15 protein-coding genes are annotated in these 19753 nt (G+C 52.2%); 8 read left to right on the forward strand and 7 right to left on the reverse strand.

Features of this window, described 5'->3' with window-relative positions; translation table 11 throughout:
- Positions 1-204 precede the first annotated feature (204 nt).
- The 5 genes from ABEB26_RS14905 to ABEB26_RS14925 form a co-directional block, all read right to left on the reverse strand.
- Positions 205-2337 carry a protein kinase domain-containing protein gene (locus tag ABEB26_RS14905; RefSeq protein ID WP_345722828.1) on the reverse strand — a complete coding sequence of 711 codons (2133 nt, stop codon included), beginning with the start codon at positions 2335-2337 and terminating at the stop codon, positions 205-207.
- Between the two features lie 16 nt (positions 2338-2353).
- Complete coding sequence (locus ABEB26_RS14910; RefSeq protein WP_345722829.1) at positions 2354-3253, reverse strand: double zinc ribbon and FHA domain-containing protein; 900 nt, start codon at positions 3251-3253, stop codon at positions 2354-2356.
- 72 nt (positions 3254-3325) lie between these two features.
- A complete protein-coding gene (gene hisC, locus ABEB26_RS14915; RefSeq protein ID WP_345722830.1) occupies positions 3326-4420 on the reverse strand; it encodes a histidinol-phosphate transaminase in 1095 nt (364 codons plus the stop codon).
- Between the two features lie 68 nt (positions 4421-4488).
- Complete coding sequence (locus ABEB26_RS14920) at positions 4489-5280, reverse strand: inositol monophosphatase family protein (RefSeq protein WP_345722831.1); 792 nt, start codon at positions 5278-5280, stop codon at positions 4489-4491.
- Between the two features lie 87 nt (positions 5281-5367).
- Positions 5368-8559 (reverse strand): hypothetical protein, encoded by a 3192-nt coding sequence (locus ABEB26_RS14925; protein ID WP_345722832.1) that lies wholly within the window; start codon positions 8557-8559, stop codon positions 5368-5370.
- A gap of 137 nt (positions 8560-8696) precedes the next feature.
- On the opposite strand from ABEB26_RS14925, the gene ABEB26_RS14930 reads away from it, so the two are divergent.
- From ABEB26_RS14930 to ABEB26_RS14965, 8 genes are all read left to right on the forward strand, one after another.
- A complete protein-coding gene (locus ABEB26_RS14930) occupies positions 8697-9209 on the forward strand; it encodes a restriction endonuclease (RefSeq protein WP_345722833.1) in 513 nt (170 codons plus the stop codon).
- A gap of 295 nt (positions 9210-9504) precedes the next feature.
- Positions 9505-11328: a translational GTPase TypA gene (typA, locus tag ABEB26_RS14935; protein ID WP_345722834.1), complete on the forward strand. Its 1824-nt coding sequence runs from the start codon at positions 9505-9507 to the stop codon at positions 11326-11328.
- Between the two features lie 279 nt (positions 11329-11607).
- On the forward strand, positions 11608-11835 hold the full coding sequence (gene secG, locus ABEB26_RS14940; protein ID WP_012192206.1) for a preprotein translocase subunit SecG: 228 nt from the start codon (positions 11608-11610) through the stop codon (positions 11833-11835).
- A gap of 4 nt (positions 11836-11839) precedes the next feature.
- The gene (locus tag ABEB26_RS14945) at positions 11840-13534 is read left to right on the forward strand and encodes a peptide ABC transporter substrate-binding protein (protein ID WP_345722835.1); all 1695 of its coding nucleotides are present in this window, start codon (positions 11840-11842) and stop codon (positions 13532-13534) included.
- 52 nt (positions 13535-13586) lie between these two features.
- Entirely contained in the window at positions 13587-15407 is a 1821-nt protein-coding gene (locus ABEB26_RS14950; RefSeq protein WP_345722836.1) for a M3 family oligoendopeptidase, read from the forward strand.
- A 39-nt stretch (positions 15408-15446) separates the two neighbouring features.
- Complete coding sequence (locus tag ABEB26_RS14955) at positions 15447-16523, forward strand: sugar ABC transporter substrate-binding protein (protein ID WP_345722837.1); 1077 nt, start codon at positions 15447-15449, stop codon at positions 16521-16523.
- A gap of 70 nt (positions 16524-16593) precedes the next feature.
- Positions 16594-17202, forward strand: a complete 609-nt coding sequence (locus tag ABEB26_RS14960) for a ribonuclease domain-containing protein (RefSeq protein ID WP_345722838.1) — start codon at positions 16594-16596, stop codon at positions 17200-17202.
- Positions 17199-17663, forward strand: coding sequence for a barstar family protein (locus tag ABEB26_RS14965; protein WP_345722839.1), 465 nt, complete (start codon positions 17199-17201; stop codon positions 17661-17663). Before ABEB26_RS14960 ends, ABEB26_RS14965 begins: the two co-directional genes overlap by 4 nt.
- Before the next feature lie 40 nt (positions 17664-17703).
- Here the strand turns inward: ABEB26_RS14965 and ABEB26_RS14970 are convergent, their stop codons facing one another.
- The gene (locus ABEB26_RS14970) at positions 17704-18720 is read right to left on the reverse strand and encodes a hypothetical protein (protein WP_345722840.1); all 1017 of its coding nucleotides are present in this window, start codon (positions 18718-18720) and stop codon (positions 17704-17706) included.
- A gap of 164 nt (positions 18721-18884) precedes the next feature.
- Positions 18885-19604: a twin-arginine translocation signal domain-containing protein gene (locus ABEB26_RS14975; RefSeq protein ID WP_345722841.1), complete on the reverse strand. Its 720-nt coding sequence runs from the start codon at positions 19602-19604 to the stop codon at positions 18885-18887.
- Positions 19605-19753: the final 149 nt, after the last annotated feature.

The raw sequence follows: 19753 nt of genomic DNA on the forward strand, positions 1-19753 counted from the left end.
CACACAGCTACTTAACCATAACATTGCTATTATAGTCGATTCAATCATCAAAATATAGTTTAAATGGTCGGGCTAGCACAAATTTCTGCACATTAATCCATCGTTGTAATTGGCTGAAAAGGAATATTTTACCTATGTGCTGCTGTATCGATCAAAAAAAGCCTCTCACCTTATTCAGGCAAGAGGCTTAACACTTAAACGTGGTTATGGTTCTTCGCGCAGATCAACACTCAGAATATTTAGCACTGTCCACGGCGAGGCAATCGCGGTGCGGCTTGGGTTGCCAAACCAAAGCACCTTGGGTTGTCCGCCAGCTTGTTCAGTGAACAGCACGTTGCCATCGAGAATGAAGGTTTGCTGACCGTTGCGCTGTTGGATGGTTAAGGTATGTTCGGTTGTATCAATTTGGCCGTTGCTGTAGGGCAAACGAATATCTTTTAATTCGTTATCAGCGGTTTGATCGCGATGGAATTCGACGATCAGCCCTTGAGTTTCGTCTTGCCAAATGCCGCCCCAACTTGTACCCGCCCGATCGGTATCGCCACAGGGCGTAGCCATCGCATCAGCCAGCATAAAGCCCGTGCCCAAAGCGGTGACATCGGAGTAGCGGAAAGTCACGCTCAAGCTAAAGTTATTCGCCGGAAATAGCGTATCAGTGATCGTGCGTACCACTGGATAGCAGGTGGCACTAGCCGCCGCCAGTTGCAATTCGCCATTAGTTAATTGAATTGAGCCATCGCGAGTTTCGCCAGCCCACAAACGTGGATCAAGTGTGCTGTCATCGAAGCTATCGCCAACGATTTGGCCAACGGGTGTGGCAGTTGGGGTAGCTGGCAAGGCAGTTGGGCTAGGTTGAGCAACGGCGGTAGCAGTGCCGCCAGCGATCGTGGTTTGTTGCGGGCCAGCGGTTGCCGTCGCATCAAGAAAAATCTTAATCCGGTCGCGCCGCGCCTGAGTATCTTTATATGTTGGATCTTGACGCAAAATTTCGTCATATTCGCTTAACGCCAAGCCATATTGACCAGTTTCTTCGTAGGCTGTCCCACGTTGGTAGCGTGCTTCAAGCGCATCGTCGAAGGCCAATTGGGTTGCGACTGTGAATGTTTGAATCGCATCAGCAGTCGCCCGTGGCACATCGAGGGTTGGAATTTGGGTTGCAGGCGGAATTGCGGCTAAGGCGGTGGCGGTTTTGGCACTATCGCTCAGCAAAATCCCCTCATCACGGGTGACAGTTGGCAACCCGTTGTTGGCAACCTGGGTGGCATTAACAAAAGCATTGCCCTTGGGCTTGAATAACAGCCATGCGCCAGCTAATAAGGCTAAGCCAATAAACACCCCTAGCACAATCAACCCAGCCCGACTATTTTGCTGGGCTGGGCGTTTGGGCAAAATCGAAGGTGCTGGCCCAACGTCACGATCGGGAATCAGCAATTGCTCAAGCATCGCCTGATCGTATTGAGCAGTGGAGCCACGCCCAGGTGGCACAGGAATTGGCGAGCTTTCCGAGGGTACATAGCGTTGAGTTGGGCCATCGGCAGGAGTGCTGGGCAAAATCGAGGGCGTAAAACCGATCACTGGCAAATCGCCCGCCGATTCGTGGGTGCTGCTGGTTTGGCTCAAGGCCACCACAAATTGCTCGATATTGGCAAAGCGTTGTTGTGGTTGTTGGCTCAGGGCTTTGACAATCGCATGCGAAACTGCTGGCGAAAGATCAGGCCGCCGCACATCGGGCGGAGCAAAAGCCATCAAGGGCTGGGTATTGGGGTCAGTGCCAGTAAGCAAGTGGTGCAGCGTCGCGCCCAAAGCATAAATATCTGAAGCTGGCGTAGCCGTCGCGCCGCTCCAAATTTCGGGCGCAGCATAGCGCGAACCAGCATTTTTGGGGCAGCCAGCGGGCAAACCACCAAGCAACTTAATTCGGCGACCATCTTGCAGCACGATATTTTGCGGCTGAATATCGCCATGGACAAAGCCTTGGCTATGCAAATAGCGCAAACCTTCGGCAATTTGCTTGGCCCAAGCTAGCACCACGCCCTCGCGCAAACGCGGCCCAAGCGCCATATCGGCCAAAGTTTGACCGCGCGGATACTCCAACACCAAATAGCGCTGACCATGCTCCTCGAATAAATCATAAACTGAGGGCAAGGCAGCTTGGTTTAATTGCGCCAAACGTTGCAACGAGGTTGGATCTAAAACACCATCATTGAGTTGGCGCAAGCCAACTTCGCGGCCTGCCATCTTGCCATCGACCGCCAAATACATCACGCCGCATTCATCGCGAAAAAGCTCGTTGCGTACTTGGTAGCGTCCTTGTTGAAACGTGGCCTGTCCACTCATAACTTGCTACATCACACTAGCGTTGCCATTGCAACACACATCGTCCAAGGCGAATTTCATCGCCAACATTTAAATTAACTACTTGGCGAGCTTGGAGCCGTTGTTTATTGACGGTCGTTCCGTTGGTGCTATCCAAATCTTCAAGTTGCACCACGCCAGCTCGCACAAAAATTCGGGCATGGCGACGACCAACACCATCGGCCAAGCCATTATGCGGGTTTAAATCAACATCAGGGTAATTATTCGAAACAGCATCTTCACGACCAACCACAATCTCGGCTTTGGCTGGCAGATTGATGCGTGTACCTGCCGCCGTTACCAACACAAACCCAGCCAAGGATTGAATGCCAACCGCAGCTGGAGCAACGGGTACTGCCACTGGTGGCGTTGGCACAACTGGCGCTGGCGGTGTATAAACTGGTGCTGCTGGCACAACCGGAGCAGCTTGGACTGGCGGCGCATAGTTTGGCTGTACAGGCGTGGGCGCAACTGGCCGAGCAGCTGGTACGGCAGCAGGTGCACCTGCCAACAACGAAGCACCACAATTATCGCAAAAGGCTTCGCCAGGAATCACCGCTGCACGACAGCTTGGGCAACTTGGTGCTGGATTGGCAATTGGTTGTGGTGCTGGATAACTAGGCTGCGGCGCGGGCTGAACACTCGGCGCAACGGGTGCAGGTGCAACTGGCACAGCAGCGGGAGCAGCGGCAACCCCAACATTCAACGGCGTACCACATTCATCACAAAAAGCCTCGCCAGGCGTAGCAATATGCTTACAGGTTGGGCATTGAACGCCACCTGCAACCGGACGCGGTGGGGTTACCGCCGCTGCCACGGTTGGCAAACGATGCCCACACATTTCACAAAATAACGCACCTGTTTGGTTGGTCGCATTACAGACAGGACAAGCAATCATACAACGATCACTCCACAATCATGAGACTCTGTGGCAACGATAGCACGCCGCGTTCCTTGATGTCAATGCAATTTAGCGATAACCCAAATCGGCTAACGCTGCAAGCAAGGCATCATGATGTTCTGGTAGGCCAATACTCACCCGAATACAATTGGCAAGCTCTGGGTTGCGATAGTAACGCAGCAAAATTCCCCGTTTGGCAAGGTCGGCTTTGAGTTGGGCGGCATCGCCACGCTCAACCCGACACAGAATAAAATTTGCCTGCGATGGAAATGGCGTAAGGCCGTCGATTGTTTGCAAGGCAGCAAATAGACGTTCTCGCTCAGCAACCATAATCTTGGCGCGGGCGTTAAGTGCCTCGGTTTCGGCCAACGATTGCAACACCGCGACTTCGGCTGCGACATTGGTATTGTAGGGCTGCTTGATTTTCCACAAGTGGGTAATTAACCACTCGGGAATTAGCCCATAGCCCAAGCGCAACCCTGCTAAACCAGCCCATTTGGAAAAGGTGCGTAACACGACCAAATTGGGATGTTGCCCAACCAAATCGGCGACACTCCCCGAACTAAACTCGGCGTAGGCTTCGTCCAACACGAGCATTGTTGGCAATTTCAATAGCCGTAGGACGTGTTCACGGGCTAAAAGGTTGCCAGTTGGATTGTTGGGCGAGGGCAAAAATACCATTTTCGCCTGATGCTCCAGCACCGCATCGGCCAGCGCCTCAATATCAACATCAAAGTTGGTATCACGTGGCACTGCCACAAACCGCCCGCCAACCACGCCAGTATTGAAGCTATACATACCAAAGGTTGGTGGGCAGGCAATCACCACATCGTTGGGCTGCACCAGCACCCGCATCAACAGATCGATAATTTCATCTGAGCCATTGCCACATAAAATCCGTTCAATCGGCTGGCCAATAAATGGGCTAATTGCTCGCCGCAAACGGGTTTGATCAGGGTCGGGATAAATTGCATAAAACGGGCAATTGCGCAGTGCTTCGGTGACGCTGGGCGCTGGCCCGTAAGGATTTTCATTGGCATCAAGTTTAATAATCTGCTCAATCGGAATGCCCAATTGTTCGCTAAGCACATCGAATGGTTGAATTGGGGTATAGGCTTCGAGCGCCGCAATATCAGGCCGCACAAACTGGGTTACATCAGCCATCAGTTGGTTCCTTCGCTGAGGTGGCTTTAATCTGGCCTATGATACCATGGTGCGATCAAATCTGCTGATTAAATTGCGCCTTGAGCTAGGTCGATCATTGCTCGCATACTAGCATAATTGTTGTTGCTGGCAGCGAATAATGGCTCGTTGGCCGATGCGCCTTGGTAGAAACGTTGCCAATCGAATGGCCCGCCCGAAAATGTGGCTAACGTACCACCTGCTCGCTCTAAAATCGGCCATGCTCCAGCAATATCCCACAAACTGGCGTTGCCCAAAATTGCCGCACACGCGCGACTGCTAGCCACATAGCAAACATTGGCGGCGGTGCTGCCAAGCGAGCGGGTTTTGCCTGGATAAGTAATCTTGTAGCGGCGATGGGCATTCGACGGCACGGCCATCCACGATTGGCTATCCAGAAAATCAGGGTTTTCAGCGTTGATCACTTGACCATTGAGGGTTGCATCGCCAGTTAATCCTGCTAAATAACATTCATCAAGCACTGGCAAATACACGCAGCCAGCCGCTGGATAGCCATCGACCAACAAACCAATCGAGACGCACCAAACTGGCAAGCGCTTAACAAACGAACCAGTGCCATCAATTGGGTCGAGTACCCAAATTCGCCCGCTATTGCTGGCTTGGCCGCCACCCTCTTCGCCCATAATCAGATCATCGGGGAAAGCTTGGGCAATTTGTTCGCGTAGCATTTGTTCAATTGTTTCATCAACTTCGGTTACCCACGAATTATCGGCTTTGCGGCGTGGCGCGGCGGCAGCATAATCCTGAAAAATATCAAGGGCATAGGCTCCAGCTTGGCGTGCCCATACTTCCATCAGGTGGGTTTCATTAGATGCTTGCATTGTTGTATCCTTTATTCGCGACCAACAAAGCTACCGCGATCAGCACAATGCTGGTCGCGGTGAGTGGCTTCGTCGTCACAGATTGAATTATTCGTCGTCTTCGGCTTGAATCTCAGGGCGTAGGATGCGGACAGCATTGACTGCTGGATCAACCCGTAGATCACCTAGCTCTGGAAATTGTACCAGCAATAGCTCACGGCCATCGCGGATACGAGTTTTTTGCACCACGCCCTCGCCGTAGGGCACACAATGTACTCGATCGCCTTGCTTGAAGCGCGATTCGGTTGGCTCGGCAGCTTGGTTGGTGCTTGGCCGCGTGATTGGCTGCGCTACCCGCGCTTCAGCTTCGCGTTGTTCCCGTAAACGCCGCGCTTTTTCGAGCATAGCCTGCGGATCAGCAGTGGCTTCCACGGGCTTGGCTGGTTGCTGGTTACGTTGATATGGCCGCACTGGTTCGGCCAAGTTTGGCTGAATTGGCGGTTGCTCACGCTGAACTGGCCGCTGCGGCTGATTTTCGCGTGGCATCGGCTTGGTTGGCTGATCATTGCGCTGATAGGGTCGCGCTGGTTGTTGCTCACGCTGAACTGGCCGCTGCGGCTGATTTTCGCGTGGCATCGGCTTGGTCGGCTGGTCGTTGCGCTGATACGGTCGTGCTGGTTGTTGCTCGCGCTGAACTGGCGGCTGCTGAGACTGACTCTCGCGTTGGGCAGGCCGCGAAATTGGGCGTTGAGCCGCAGGTTTTTCCGGTGGGTTACGTTGCTGAAACGGTGGCCGTTCGTAGGGCGGCGGCTCGTTGGCCACAGGCATCACCACCGAACCACGTTCGGGCGGCAAGGGATTGCTTGGTGCTGGCGTTTTGGGCTGCACCAACGGTTGAGTTGAGCGCTGGGTTTCATTGCGCCCAACATTAGCCTTGCGCCGCGACGGACGGGTTAGGTTGGCCTTGGCTTTTTCAGGGCTAGGCGGCGCTGGCGGGGCTTCGTTGCGCACCGCTGGACGTTGATTGGTAATTGGTTTGTTCGCTGGCGGTTGTTGGGCCGCTAAACGCATGGGCTGAGCAGGCAAGGCTGGTTGGTTTGGCACAGGATTAGTTGGACTACGCTTGATCGCCTCGCCTTGCTTGGGTAGCGAACGGGGCAGTGCAAATACATTGCCACGTCCGCGGCGGCGGGCATTCAAATCGTTCGTGCTAATTACCATGGATTGACGGCTGGCCCGCTCGACCCGTGGCGGTGCAACTTGGGCTGGCTCGGGTGGCATATCAGCGCGTAACGGGGCAGCGAGTGACACCAAAATCTTTTCAAGCCAACGCAATTCGGCCTGTGCATAGCTGGCATACAACGGATCTTTGCTCAGGGTGCGGGCCGCCAAGCCAGCCAAATGCAGCCAAGCCTCAAATTGGCTATACAACTGCTCAACAATCCCGCGCCCGCCTGGTTGGGCTTCGACCAAATACAAATGTTGTTCGCTAAGACAAGCTACCATGGCATCAGGCTGGCAGTGCAGCAATAATGGCAACACGCCCAGCAGGATTTCGCCCAAGCCAGCCCCTGCTTCTGGCGCAGCCAACCAGAGCGCTGGCGCATTCCACTGAAGCTGAATCGGCGGCTCGAACGGCACACGCCGAATGCTGCCATTATCAGCCACACTGCGCCGCGCCACAATTTCCTCGGTTGCCACCACACGGCCAATCGTCAACTCGATTTCGGCGCGTGCGCCATCGAGCGGGCGTTGGCCAAATTGCTCGCGCACCGCCACGCTACAGCGATGTTCAGCCAAGGTTGGCGCAACATCCTGCAAACGCAAACCCAACGAACCATCATCATTCCAGCCAATCACCCGCCCGCCGAGCACACTAGCGCCGCTAAATAACCGTCGCTCAACTGTCACTGAATCAAGTTCGGCCAAGAAGGTGCCTTCGTGATCAACAATCTGCACAGGCACATCGCTAATTGTAGTTGGATGCAGCGTGGCATAAATATCGCTGCGCTGTTGCAAATTGGCGACTGGTTGCCATGTTGGGCTATCGGGAAGTTGGGCTAGCTGATTGCGCTGCGTCAAACGCTCGACCAAATCGCTCACTTCCCAAGCGCTGATTTCGCTTTGTTGTAAGGGCCGTTCTTCGGCGGCGCAGCGCAAATGGCTACTACTGATGTAGTTGTTTTGGGTGGCCACGGGCAAGGCTGGCGGTACAGTTGGGGTGAGCAAGGCTGGTTGGGCCAAGGCGGTTTGCGCGGCAATCGATTGATCAGTCACCAAAACCACGGCGCGATGACCACTAGCCAATAAACTTGGCAGACTAGTCGCATTCACGCCACCCAACATCACTAAAACATGAGCTGGAGCCGCCGCCCGTGGCACCAAACTTAAGCCTTGGGCCGCGCCACGTTGGGCCAACATTGCCCGTTCTAAGCCATCGGGCGCATCAAGCTGCACGCTTAAACCTGCTTGACGCAACGCCAAGGCCAATTTCAAAGCTGCATCAACTGGCTGTGTGCCACCATGCCACAAGGCCCAAGTCAAGGGAATGCGGGCAGTATTGGCATACACCAGCGGCGGCAAGTGGTCGAATACTCGCGCTAGTAATTCATCAATCTCGGCAACTGGCGCTAAACTGGCATAGAGCGTCAATGGTCGGGCACGCGGGCGCAAGCGTTCGATCCGCCGCATCAACCAACGGCAATGGCCAAAGATTGTGCTGCTAGCTTGATCAAAGGCTGGCAACACCACTCCATTGAGGTGTGGCCAAATATTCGACCACCCACGATGGTGCGAACGCAACATCCGTTGATGCAAGGTAGTGGAGGTGGTCAAAATCAAACGCGGTGGGCTATGAGGTGGGCGGGTGCTTTGCTCAACGACTAAATGGGGAAAGCCACCACCGAGCAGGGCATCAATATTATTCGCCGTTTGCGCTAAATCGTGCAAGCTGGCAGCATCGGGAGCCAACAGCAACAAACTGCCTTGATTGGCGCTCACATGCTCGGCAGCCAACAGCAACAAACATGCTGGGCCAAGTGGCGCGGGTGCAACCAAGGCCAATCCCAAACCACGCCGCACGGTCGCCAATGCCTCAGCTTGCCAGGGCCAGCCCGTCTCGCCGAGCAAGGCCCGCCAAGCTACTGCCAACTCCGGAGCCAAAGGCAGCGGTTGGGTGCTAGCATCAGGCAAGGCTAATTCACCACTTCTTAAAAGAGGCGATCGGCTGCTTTGGGCGAAACGTTGGGCAATTTGCTGCAACACGTCGCCAATTGGTGTTGAGGCTGACGATATACTCATAGCACCATTTTAACATGATCCTGAACAATTGAGCGAGGGGTATTTAGGCTGATTTTAGAGGTTATGGTTTCTTGATTAAAAACCTACCCCCGCAGGATGTTGATCGATCCAAATCAACGCTATAAATACAAGGAGTCATGATGAATATTTTTCCAGAATCATGGAATACTATTAGCCGATGGTTGATTATTATTTCAGTAGGAATTATTATCCTGACAATTATTGTAAGTTTTCTAGAAGTGTTTATTCGTCGTAGGCGACTATTACGTTCAGGCATGGTTGATGTTGATCGGATGAGCGGAACTGAATTTGAGCATTTTCTTGGTTTAGTATTTCGCCAATATGGCTACCAAATTGAACATACTGGCAAATCTGGCGATTATGGAGCCGATTTAATCATCAAAAAAGATCAAAGCCGCACCGTCATTCAGGCCAAACGTTATACAAAAAATGTTGGAGTAAAAGCAATTCAAGAGGCTGTCGCTGCCAAAAAAGTCTATAACTGCCAAGGAGCGATTGTTATAACTAATAGCCACTATACAAAACAGGCCCAAGTTTTGGCTAAAGCAAATGACGTTGTGCTATGGGATCGCGAACGGCTGCTCAAAGTCATGCTAATGATCAAGCATCAACCAACAAATCAGTCTTAGAGCCGATAACGATATCGGATAACTAGCGGTATGCTTATTGCTGGAAAACAGATGCTGCCTACTTTGGTGCTGGAGACATGAAGGTAGGTCTGAGTGGTTGCGGAGAGCCGCTCGGGCGGCGGGCTGGGTTGGCCCGCCGAGTTGTTTAACCGATTGGCACGGGTTGTGTTGGTTGTATGTGCAGTATCGCCAACCAACCTTGCGAACGAATTAACGAAACAACGTGTGGTACAATAGCCATGCTGACGTTTGAATGAGCTACCTCGGCCCCTGTGGTCGAGGTTTTTGGTGTGTTATGCAACGAACTGATTTACGCAATATCGCAATTATTGCCCACGTTGACCACGGCAAGACGACCTTGGTTGATGCCATGTTGAAGCAAAGTCGGATTTTCCGTGAGAACCAACAAGTCGCTGAACGGGTGATGGACTCCAACGCCATCGAACGCGAACGTGGGATCACGATTATGGCCAAAAATACCGCTGTTGAATATAACGGCGTGCGGATTAATATTGTCGATACGCCAGGCCACGCCGATTTCGGTGGCGAGGTTGAGCGGGTTTTGAACATGGTCGATGGCGTGTTGCTGTTGGTCGATGCGGTTGAAGGCCCAATGCCCCAAACCAAGTTCGTGCTGCGCAAAGCTCTCGAACAAGGCCACCGCGCGATTGTTGTCGTCAACAAAGTCGATCGTCCTAGCGCTCGCCCTAATTATGTAGTCAACGAAACTTTCGATTTGTTCATCGACTTGGGCGCAAGCGAAGAACAAGCTGAATTTCCAATTGTTTATGCAAGCGGGATTGCCGGCACCGCTGGCCATGACCCCCACGCGATGCAAGATTCGCTGACCCCACTGTTTGAAACGATTTTGCAATATGTGCCCGCCCCCGATGTTGATGCCGATGGCCCGCCCCAATTGCTGGTCACTTCAACCATGTACGACGATTACAAAGGCAAAATCATTATTGGCCGTTTGAATAGCGGAACCATTCGCAAGGGTCAAGCGGTTGCCCACATCGCCTCAGGCAAAGATCCCAAGCCAGCCAAAGTGGTGCAAGTTTTCACCCACTACGGTATGGAACGGGTCGAAGTCGATGAAATCACTGCTGGTGATATCGTCGCCATGACTGGGATCAACGACGCTGGGATTGGCGATACGATTGCCGATAAAGATAACCCAGTTGCCTTGCCACCAATCAAGGTTGAAGAACCAACCGTTCAGATGACCTTTGGCGTGAATACCAGCCCTTTCAGCGGTCGCGAAGGCAAATTGGTAACCTCACGTAAAATTCGCGAACGCTTGTATGGCGAAACTGAGCGCGACGTGGCCTTGAAGGTCGAAGATACCGACAATGCCGATACCTTCCGCGTCAGTGGTCGCGGCGAGTTGCACTTGGCAATTTTGATCGAAAATATGCGGCGCGAAGGCTATGAGTTCCAAGTCTCGAAAGCCGAAGTGATTTATAAAGATGTTGATGGCACGCGCCACGAACCATATGAGTTGGTCGAAATCGAAGTTGATTCCGATTATCAAGGCTCGGTGGTCGAATTGATGGGCTTGCGCCGTGGTACCATGCGCGATATGCGGGTCAGCGATTCGGGCACTGTGCAATTTGTTTACCATGTGCCAACCCGTGGTTTGTTGGGCTTCCGCCAACAATTGCTCACCGCAACCCGTGGCACAGGTATTATGAACAGCTTGTTTGCTGGCTATCAACCCTACGCTGGCGATGTGCAAACCCGCCAATTTGGCTCGTTGGTTGCTTGGGAGCAAGGCGTAACTAGCAGCTATGGCTTATCGAGCGCCCAAGAACGCGGCCAATTGTTTGTTGGCTCAGGGGTTGATGTCTACGAAGGCATGGTCATTGGTCAGCACATTCGCGACGAAGACCTCGAAGTCAATGCCTGCAAGAAAAAGCAACTGACCAATATGCGTTCATCAGGTGCTGATGATGCGTTACGGCTCGATGTGCCGCGCAATATGTCGCTCGACGATTGTATTGAATACCTTGCCGACGATGAATTGTTGGAAGTAACCCCGCTGCATTTGCGGATTCGCAAGCGTTTGCTCAATACCGACGAACGCCGCCGCGACCGCAAATGGGCCAAAAATCGCTAAATTTCATTAGTACTCAACTCCTTTGCTCAGTTCTTTGGGCAAGGGAGTTGTTTTTAATCGGGGATGGGTTGTTGGGGATCGAGGATCAGAATTTAACGCAGAGGTGTGAGGCTATCGCCTGAAGGCTATTGGCTATCGGGGATGGTTTGGAATAATCAAAACCTAATCTGATCCCTAGCCCCTGACCCCTGACCCCCGATCCCTCGTTCTATATTCTTGGTTTATAATAGCGATCTATTGACAATTAACTAGACACAGCCAACTGTGGAGGTTTACCAGGTGCAAACGTATTTGTTTTCGGCAGAAGTTGTTTTGGGAATTGCTTTGATTACGTTGGTGCTTTTGCAAGCCAAAGGCAATAGCGCGAGCGTTTTGGGTGGCCGCAACACCTCAGCCACCTATCGCACCCGCCGCGGCGTTGAAAAGACCCTTTTTAATGTAACGATTGTGATCGCCAGCGTGTTAATTATTTTAGCACTCGTGCATCCCTTCTTATTAACAGTATAAGCGTATGGTTCGACGTATTCGTTGGCAAATTGGAGCCACGTTGGTTTGTGCTAGTCTGGTTTTGTTGTTGTTGGCGCACCTCGCGCTAGCAACAACAGCAGGCGGCGAGGCAGGCGTTGGCGGGGTTTATCGCGAGGCTTTGGTTGGCGAGGTCAACGATCTCAACCCATTGCGTGGTAGTGCCCAAACCCGTGCCGAGGCCGATTTAAGCGCTTTGTTGTTTGAAGGCTTGACCCGCGTTGAGGCAACTGGCGTGGTCGTGCCTGATCTCGCCGAAAATTGGCAGGTCAGCAACAACAATCTGGTTTATACCATGACTTTGCGCACTGATGTGCGCTGGCACGATGCCACACCTTTTTCGGCAAACGATGTGATCTGGACGATCGACTGGATCAAAAGCCCACAATTTAATGGCGATCCCAGCCTCAAGTTGGCTTGGCAAAATATCGCCGTCACGGCGTTGAATCCGCAAACTGTGCGTTTCAATTTGCCAGTTGCGTTTGCGCCCTTCCTCAATCAACTGACTGTGCCAATTCTGCCAGCGCATCTGTTACGCAATGCCACGCCCGACCAATGGCAAGCCTGGAATCAGCAACCAGTTGGTACTGGCAGTTTTCGCTTTGGTCAACGCGATGGCAATTTAATCGAGCTATTGGCTAACACCGATTATCGCCCAAATATTCCCAATAGTCGCCCCAACTTGGAGCGGCTGGAGTTTCGGCTTTATTCAACCATGGAAGCTGCTCACGAAGCGCTGCGCCGTGATTTGGTCGATGCCTTCGCCTACGATGTGACTGAACAAGGCGAATTACCGTTGCCGATTGGCTATCGCCAGGTACGTGCGCCCTTGGCCGATTATGTGGTCTTGACGATTAATTTGCGTCGTCCGCCGCTTGATGATTTACGAGTGCGCCAAGCCATCGATTATGCAGTTGACCCAGCTACGCTGATTACCGAAGTATTGCAAAATCGTGCGTTGCCTTTGAATTCGCCAATTTTGCCTTCGTCGTGGGCGGTTGCTGAAGGCTTGACAGGCTATATTGATGATGCTGAGCAGAGTCGCGCCAATGGTTTGCTTGATCAAGCAGGCTGGCAGCGTGATGAGCAAGGTTGGCGGCGTAAAGCGGGCCAATTGTTGCGCTTCGATTTGGTCAGCGCCAATAGCCCCGAACGTAGCGCCATCGCCGAACGCATTCAAGCCCAATTAGCCACGGTCGGCATTTCAAGCAGCTTGCAATTGGTTCCGAGCAGCAATTTGCAAGATACGCTCAGCCAACATACCTTCGATTTGGCAATTCATGGTTGGTCGAATTTAGGTAGCGACCCTGATGTTTATGAGCTATGGCATTCGTCGCAGGTCAACGCCGCCAACTTTGCTGGCCTCGAAGACCCAGCAATTGATGACTTGTTGGTGCGTGCTCGCCAAACTACCAGCCAAGAAACCCGCCGCGAATTGTATGCTGAGTTTCAGGCCAAATGGCTGGCACTCGCACCCTCGGTGATGCTCTATCAGCCTTTGTTGGAGCAGCAGGTTGGGCCATCAATCGAGGTGCTCGGTCTGGCTCCAATCAACCAACAAGCCGAAGTGCTCTATCGCCATAGCGATCGCTTCCGGCGCATTGCCAATTGGTATCAAGTATCCACCCGTCAAGTCTTGCCCAACTTCCGAAATGAACCACAAAACGAACGCCCACGCTAATTAGCGGGGCGTTGCGGCTTTTTAGGGTTGTTGATGAGAAAGGATCAGCCAAATGACTACCCAAACGCTCCCACACTGGGATCTTTCAGTTGTCTACCCCAGCCTCGACTCGCCTGAATTTGCCGAAGGCTTTCAACGAATCAAGCAACAAGTGAGCGATCTCAAAAGCCTGTTTGATCAAGCTGCTATCCAACGTAGTGAAACCCAAGTGCTTGATTCAGCCACCATCGCGACCTTTGAAACCGTAACCAAGGCCTTCAACCAAACCCAAGATGCGATGATGACCAATTTTAGCTATGTGATGGGCTTTGTCGCCACCGACACCCGTGATACGCTAGCCCAAGCGCGGTTTAGCGAAATGCAACAATTGGGCATGCAACTGCAACAGTTGGGGCTGCGCTGGGTGGCTTGGATTGGTGGCTTGGATATTGAGCAATTGATTGCCCAATCAAGCTTGGCCGCTGAGCATGCCTTTATTTTGCACAAAACCAAGCAAGAGGCTTTGCACTTGATGTCGCCTGCGGAAGAAGTGTTGGCGGTCGAACTCAATTTGAGCGGTGGCAGCGCTTGGAGCAAATTGCACACGGTGGTTAGCTCGCAGCTTAGTGTGCCAGTGACGCTTGATGGCGAAACCAAGCATATGCCGATGAGTATGGTCCGCAACTTGGCGTTTGATCCAAATCGTGAAGTTCGCCGTAGCGCTTATGAGGCTGAATTGGCTGGCTGGAAGACCGTCGAAACGCCCATGGCTGCGGCAATTAACAGCATCAAAGGTCAAGTTAACACCTTGGCAGGCCATCGTGGTTGGGCTACCGCTTTGGATGAGGCACTAGCGGATAACAATATTGATCGCCAAACCCTCGATGCAATGCTAACCGCCGCCCGTGAAACCTTCCCAGATTTTCGGCGCTACTTGCAGGCCAAAGCACGGTTGGTGGGCAGCGAACGTTTGGCATGGTTCGATCTCTTCGCACCAATTGGCAGCGATGTGAGCACCTGGGAATACGCCGAATCAGAAGCTTTTATTTTGGAGCATTTTGGCAGCTATTCGCAACGCTTACGCGATTATGCTGCTCGCGCCTTCGACGAAAACTGGATCGATGCTGAGCCACGGGCTGGCAAACGTGATGGAGCATTCTGTATGCGTTTGGTTGGCGATCAATCACGCATTTTGAGCAACTATAAGCCCTCGTTTGCTGGAATGCGCACCCTTGCACATGAGTTAGGTCACGGCTATCATAACCTTAACTTAGCTGAAACAACGCCGTTGCAGCGCCAAATTCCGATGACCTTGGCGGAAACTGCCAGCATCTTCTGCGAAACGATTGTGCGCAATGCCGCTTTGGCTAAGGCTGATGCTGCTACTCAGTTGGCGATCATCGAATCGTCGTTGCAAAATAGCTGCCAGTTGGTCGTCGATATCAGCAGCCGTTTTATTTTCGAGCAAAGCCTGTTCGAAGCCCGTCAAGCACGCGAGCTAAGCGTGCAGGAAATTAATCAGCTGATGCTCAAAGCTCAAGCTGAAACCTATGGCGATGGCTTGGACGAACAGTACTATCATCCATATATGTGGGCAGTCAAAGGCCATTACTACAGCCCTGAACGCTCATTTTACAATTATCCCTATATGTTTGGCTTGTTGTTTGGCTTGGGCTTGTATGCCCAGTATGTGGCATCACCCGACGAGTTTCGCGCCAAATACGATGATTTATTGGCGGCTTCGGGCAAGCATGACGCAGCAACCTTGGCCGAACGCTTTGGGATTGATATTCGGACCCCCGATTTTTGGCGGGCAAGTTTGGCCATCATCAAGGCCGATATTGACCGTTTCGTTGAGCTAAGCGAGCAGTTGTTGGATACCGCTGCCCACTAAACGAAGCCAGCGTCCGCCAATGCACAAGGAGTTTTAGCTATGCAACGCAGGTTTGTGCTATTGGTACTTTTGCTGGTGCTCGTTGGATGTGGCGGAGCGGAAGCGCCCAAGGCCAAAATTATTGCGCTGTTGTTGCCAGAGCAAACCACCAAACGCTATGAAACAGTGGATCGCCCATGGTTCGAGCGCGAGATGAATTTGCTCTGCAATGATTGTCAGGTGTTGTACTACAACGCCCAAAACAATCCAACCTTGCAACAACAGCAAGCCGAAGAGGCGATCAAGGCTGGCGCACGGGTGTTGGTGCTTGATCCAGTTGATTCGGTCGATGCTCGCACGATTGCTGATCATGCTGCTGAGCAATCGATTCCAGTTGTGGCCTATGATCGGCTGATTCTTAACTCACCTGGAGTTACGGCCTATATCTCGTTTGATAACCAAAAAATCGGCGAATTACAAGCCGAAAGTTTGATTGCAGGCCTTGCAGCGCGTGGCTTGAGTAATCCCAAAATTCTGCTACTTCACGGCTCGTTGAGCGATAACAATGCCAGCGAGTACAAGCGTGGAGCCAAAAAGGTCTTTGATCCATTAGTGACTGCTGGCAAATTGACGATTATTGGCGAGTTTGATACGCCCGATTGGAAGCCCGCCGAGGCGCAGCAATACGTTGAACGTATGCTAGCATCTGGCGATCAGATCGACGGGATTTATGCGGCCAACGATGGTACGGCTGGCGGTGCTCTCGCCGCTGTGCAAGCAGCCAAGCTTGAGCCATTGCCCTTGATTACGGGCCAAGACGCTGAACTCACCGCCGTGCAACGGATCATTACTGGTGAGCAGCATATGACGGTATATAAGGCAATTCGGCCTCAAGCCGAGGCGGCTGCCAAAATCGCTCATGCCTTGATGGTTGGACAGCCCATCCCAACCAACTTGGTCAACAATCGCACGGTTGCCAATGGGATTATGGATGTCCCAGCGATTTTGCTCAATCCAGTTGTGGTCACCAAAGCCACGGTCAAAGATACAATTGTTAGCGACAATTTTTGGTCGCCGCAACAACTTTGTCCGGTCAAATTAGTACCCGCTTGTGAAGCAGTAGGCATCAAGCCCTAAACGACAATCAGCATCATACTACAACACCCGATCTGCCTGTGCGGTCGGGTGTTTTTGCGAGGAAATAGCAATGTCAACCCGTTTACGTCGCGGTTTGGAGTTTGGCCTTGGCCTGATTATCTTAATCGGCTTGATTTGGTTCAACAATCTGCCCAGTACCGATCAATCGCCCAGCCTAACCCCCACTGCAACCATTGAAATCAGTTCGCGGGGCTTGCCATCGAGTACACCGCAGCAAGCCACCAGCCGACCACGCCAAACTGCTGTGGCAACCGCCAAACCAACCAACCGACCCCGTCAGACGGCCATACCAACCGCCAAACCGACCACCCGACCACGGCCAAGCCCGACGATTGCGCCCACCGCCCGAGCTACCCGCACGCCTGAGCGCGATTCAGCTGGATTACGCTATGTGGCGTTTGGCGATTTACCAATTCAAGCCCAAGATACAATTCGCTTGATCGAGCAGGGCGGGCCGTTTCCCTATAGCAAAGATGGAGCAATTTTCAACAATCGTGAGCAAATTTTGCCGAGCAAACCACGTGGCTACTATCGAGAATATACCGTTGAAACGCCTGGCTCAGCCGATCGCGGGGCACGCCGAATTGTGGCTGGCGATAGTGGCGAGTTGTATTACACCGACGATCATTATGCAAGTTTTCGGAGAGTACGCCAATGAAATTGAATAATCTAGCCCGTGATCCCGCTCAATCGGGTTTGTATCGGGTACAAGCCTCGCATATCGCCCGTTTGTTGATGGGCGTACAACACCATCAACTCCACATTATCGAGCTTGATGGCCGTGAAATTAGTAGCAAGGCCGATTTGCTGCATGCCTGTGGTCAGGCGCTCCAATTTCCCAGCTATGTTGGCCATAATTGGGATGCGCTCGAAGAAGCGTTAAATGATTTAAGCTGGTTGGAAACAACAGGTCTGATTATTATTTTCTATGAGGCCAACCAATTGTGCCGCCATGATCACGGCGCTTGGCAAATTTTTTGCGAAATCGCTCAAAGCTGTGTTGAGCAATGGCGCAGTCGAGGTCAGGTGTGGAGCATTTGGTTTAGCGGTATGGAATATAGCCAGCCAGAATTACTCGATTTGGCCGAAGTTTTGGATGAGCCAAATCTCCAAGCCTAGCGCGTTGGATAGTTACCCAACGCGCTCAATATCACCAAACTTATTTGATTACAAAGCTGGTTGTAGCAGTTTGGCCTGTGCTGAAGCTGGCCCGCACATCATTGCGCCGCCCGCTTGATTGGCTGCCAACTTTGAACTGAATCGTGGCAATGCCGCTGCTATCAGTCAAGCCAATTAGCGATTGGGTTCCGCTGGCCAAATCGATTTCGACTGTGGCAGTTGCCCCGCTCTTAGGTTTGGTACTGATCGTCAAGCGCACGCAGACCGTTTGAGTTGCATTGCTAGCGATTTCGGGATAGACCACCCAAGCCTGTGCGCCTTCGGCGACAGTTGGCGCGTTCATGGTGCAGTTGGCGGTAGTTGGTGGTGAAGTGGTTGGCGGGGCAGTTGGTGGGGTTGTTCCGCGCACCTCTTTGCCGAGCAAGCCCAACAATACCTTGAAATTATTGGGATTATTGGGATGCCACTCGAAGCGGGCACGCTCAAACCATTGAGTTTCGACCAAATCGCCGCTGCTGTTACGCTCCATTTTTGGCTCAGTCAAGGGCAAGCCAAACAATTGCAACGAACGGGCATAAGCATCCAAGCCATCAATTTTCAAGCCATTTGCTTGCCAATAGCTTTTGAAACCAATCCCATTGCCTTGATCACAGACATTGTGCCCAGTTTCTTTGAACCACAAACACCCAGCCTTTGGCCCAGATTCTGCTGGATCAGGTTGGCGGCCCAGTTGAGCTAAGCGATCTTTGCCCAATAAGCCCAGCAAAACCTCGTAGGGTGTGCCAGTATTTTCCGGATGCAACTCAAAACGATTGCGCTCCATCCATTGGGTGCGATAGACTTTGCCAGTTTCGCGGTTTTGCTCGCGATTGACCGTGGTGATTGGATAGCCAAAAACGGGCAGACCACCATTGGCTTCCCAATAATCGCTAAATGGGTCGCTCAAACAGTGGGGGCTTTGATCTTCGGGGAAGCAAACTTCATGGGCTGAGGCCGCTTTGGGCCAAAGGGTTAACCCCAGCAATAACCCTAAAATCAGCATGACACGTTTTGACATATCAATCACCTTCCTATCTTACAATTACATGGTAAACATTTGGAAATGATATAGATTAAGCAAGTTTAGCTGGCCACCCTAACAGCAGCCAGCCTCACTGGAAACCAAGCGCATGGCGGATCAAAGAGCGCAGTAGCTCAACGATCGCAGACAACTGTTACAAACTAGAAGACTTGCGTGAATGGTGGGACTTTGAGGGCCATGTCTTTGCCGAGCAACATGCGCACGGCATCGGCACCTGGGTAATCGACTGGGCCGATGAAGCCTGCGCCGCCTTGTAAGAAAGGCCCAAGCGTTGGCACTGCATCGGAAACGTTGTAGTAGATTGGGGCGGGCAAGGTATTTGGATTTGGCAAATAGCCACCAAGCTCGCGGGTGATTGCCAAGTGTTCAGCTTCGGTTGCGGCATGCTGGGCGGTTGTGGCGGCGATGCGTGGTTCGCCAAGCTCAGCAAAACGCCGAGTTGCTGCCAAATATGCGCCAGTAAAGGCCGTTTCAGCTGCCATAAAGGTATTGGTGTTGACCCCAAAATCGCTCAAGAACTTGGCTGGAACATAGAACTTATCGGTCAGCGCCTTACCACCGAAGCCTTCGACAACCTCAAGGTGATGCAATTCTGAGCTAAGCGCATACTTCAAATACAATAATTCTGCTTCGGATAGCCCAAATGGATTGCCCTTGATCGTGTTGTAATACGAGGTGATTGCCAGACGTTCAGCGGTAGCGGCTAACGACACAATCGTCAGTGGCGTATCTTTGGCATCATGGGCTTGAGCGTTGTAATCGGCTGCTGAAACATCATGCAGACCGAACATTGATGCAAAACTTGCGACCGCAATTCCACCACCGACACCTTTCAAGAATCCGCGTCGTGACATGTTCATACGTTGCCCCTCCTAACAAGAAGTATGTTCAAACATCAATAATATGTATGATGTTCTTGTGTAGATATTCGCAACCTATCCCATTATGGATGTATTAATCATCTCACCCTTTGGGGGGATATTTTGCTCTATGCTCAAATCAAGCCCCA

The organism is Herpetosiphon gulosus, assembly GCF_039545135.1.
GTDB classification, from domain to species: Bacteria; Chloroflexota; Chloroflexia; order Chloroflexales; family Herpetosiphonaceae; genus Herpetosiphon; species Herpetosiphon gulosus.

Bases quoted from the DNA above. Each gene is read 5' to 3' on its own strand.
- ABEB26_RS14905 (WP_345722828.1), bottom strand. From the start codon at position 2,337: ATGAGTGGACAGGCCACGTTTCAACAAGGACGCTACCAAGTACGCAAC.
- ABEB26_RS14910 (WP_345722829.1), bottom strand. From the start codon at position 3,253: ATGATTGCTTGTCCTGTCTGTAATGCGACCAACCAAACAGGTGCGTTA.
- hisC (WP_345722830.1), bottom strand. From the start codon at position 4,420: ATGGCTGATGTAACCCAGTTTGTGCGGCCTGATATTGCGGCGCTCGAA.
- ABEB26_RS14920 (WP_345722831.1), bottom strand. From the start codon at position 5,280: ATGCAAGCATCTAATGAAACCCACCTGATGGAAGTATGGGCACGCCAA.
- ABEB26_RS14925 (WP_345722832.1), bottom strand. From the start codon at position 8,559: ATGAGTATATCGTCAGCCTCAACACCAATTGGCGACGTGTTGCAGCAA.
- ABEB26_RS14930 (WP_345722833.1), top strand. From the start codon at position 8,697: ATGATGAATATTTTTCCAGAATCATGGAATACTATTAGCCGATGGTTG.
- typA (WP_345722834.1), top strand. From the start codon at position 9,505: ATGCAACGAACTGATTTACGCAATATCGCAATTATTGCCCACGTTGAC.
- ABEB26_RS14945 (WP_345722835.1), top strand. From the start codon at position 11,840: ATGGTTCGACGTATTCGTTGGCAAATTGGAGCCACGTTGGTTTGTGCT.
- ABEB26_RS14950 (WP_345722836.1), top strand. From the start codon at position 13,587: ATGACTACCCAAACGCTCCCACACTGGGATCTTTCAGTTGTCTACCCC.
- ABEB26_RS14955 (WP_345722837.1), top strand. From the start codon at position 15,447: ATGCAACGCAGGTTTGTGCTATTGGTACTTTTGCTGGTGCTCGTTGGA.
- ABEB26_RS14960 (WP_345722838.1), top strand. From the start codon at position 16,594: ATGTCAACCCGTTTACGTCGCGGTTTGGAGTTTGGCCTTGGCCTGATT.
- ABEB26_RS14965 (WP_345722839.1), top strand. From the start codon at position 17,199: ATGAAATTGAATAATCTAGCCCGTGATCCCGCTCAATCGGGTTTGTAT.
- ABEB26_RS14970 (WP_345722840.1), bottom strand. From the start codon at position 18,720: ATGTCAAAACGTGTCATGCTGATTTTAGGGTTATTGCTGGGGTTAACC.
- ABEB26_RS14975 (WP_345722841.1), bottom strand. From the start codon at position 19,604: ATGAACATGTCACGACGCGGATTCTTGAAAGGTGTCGGTGGTGGAATT.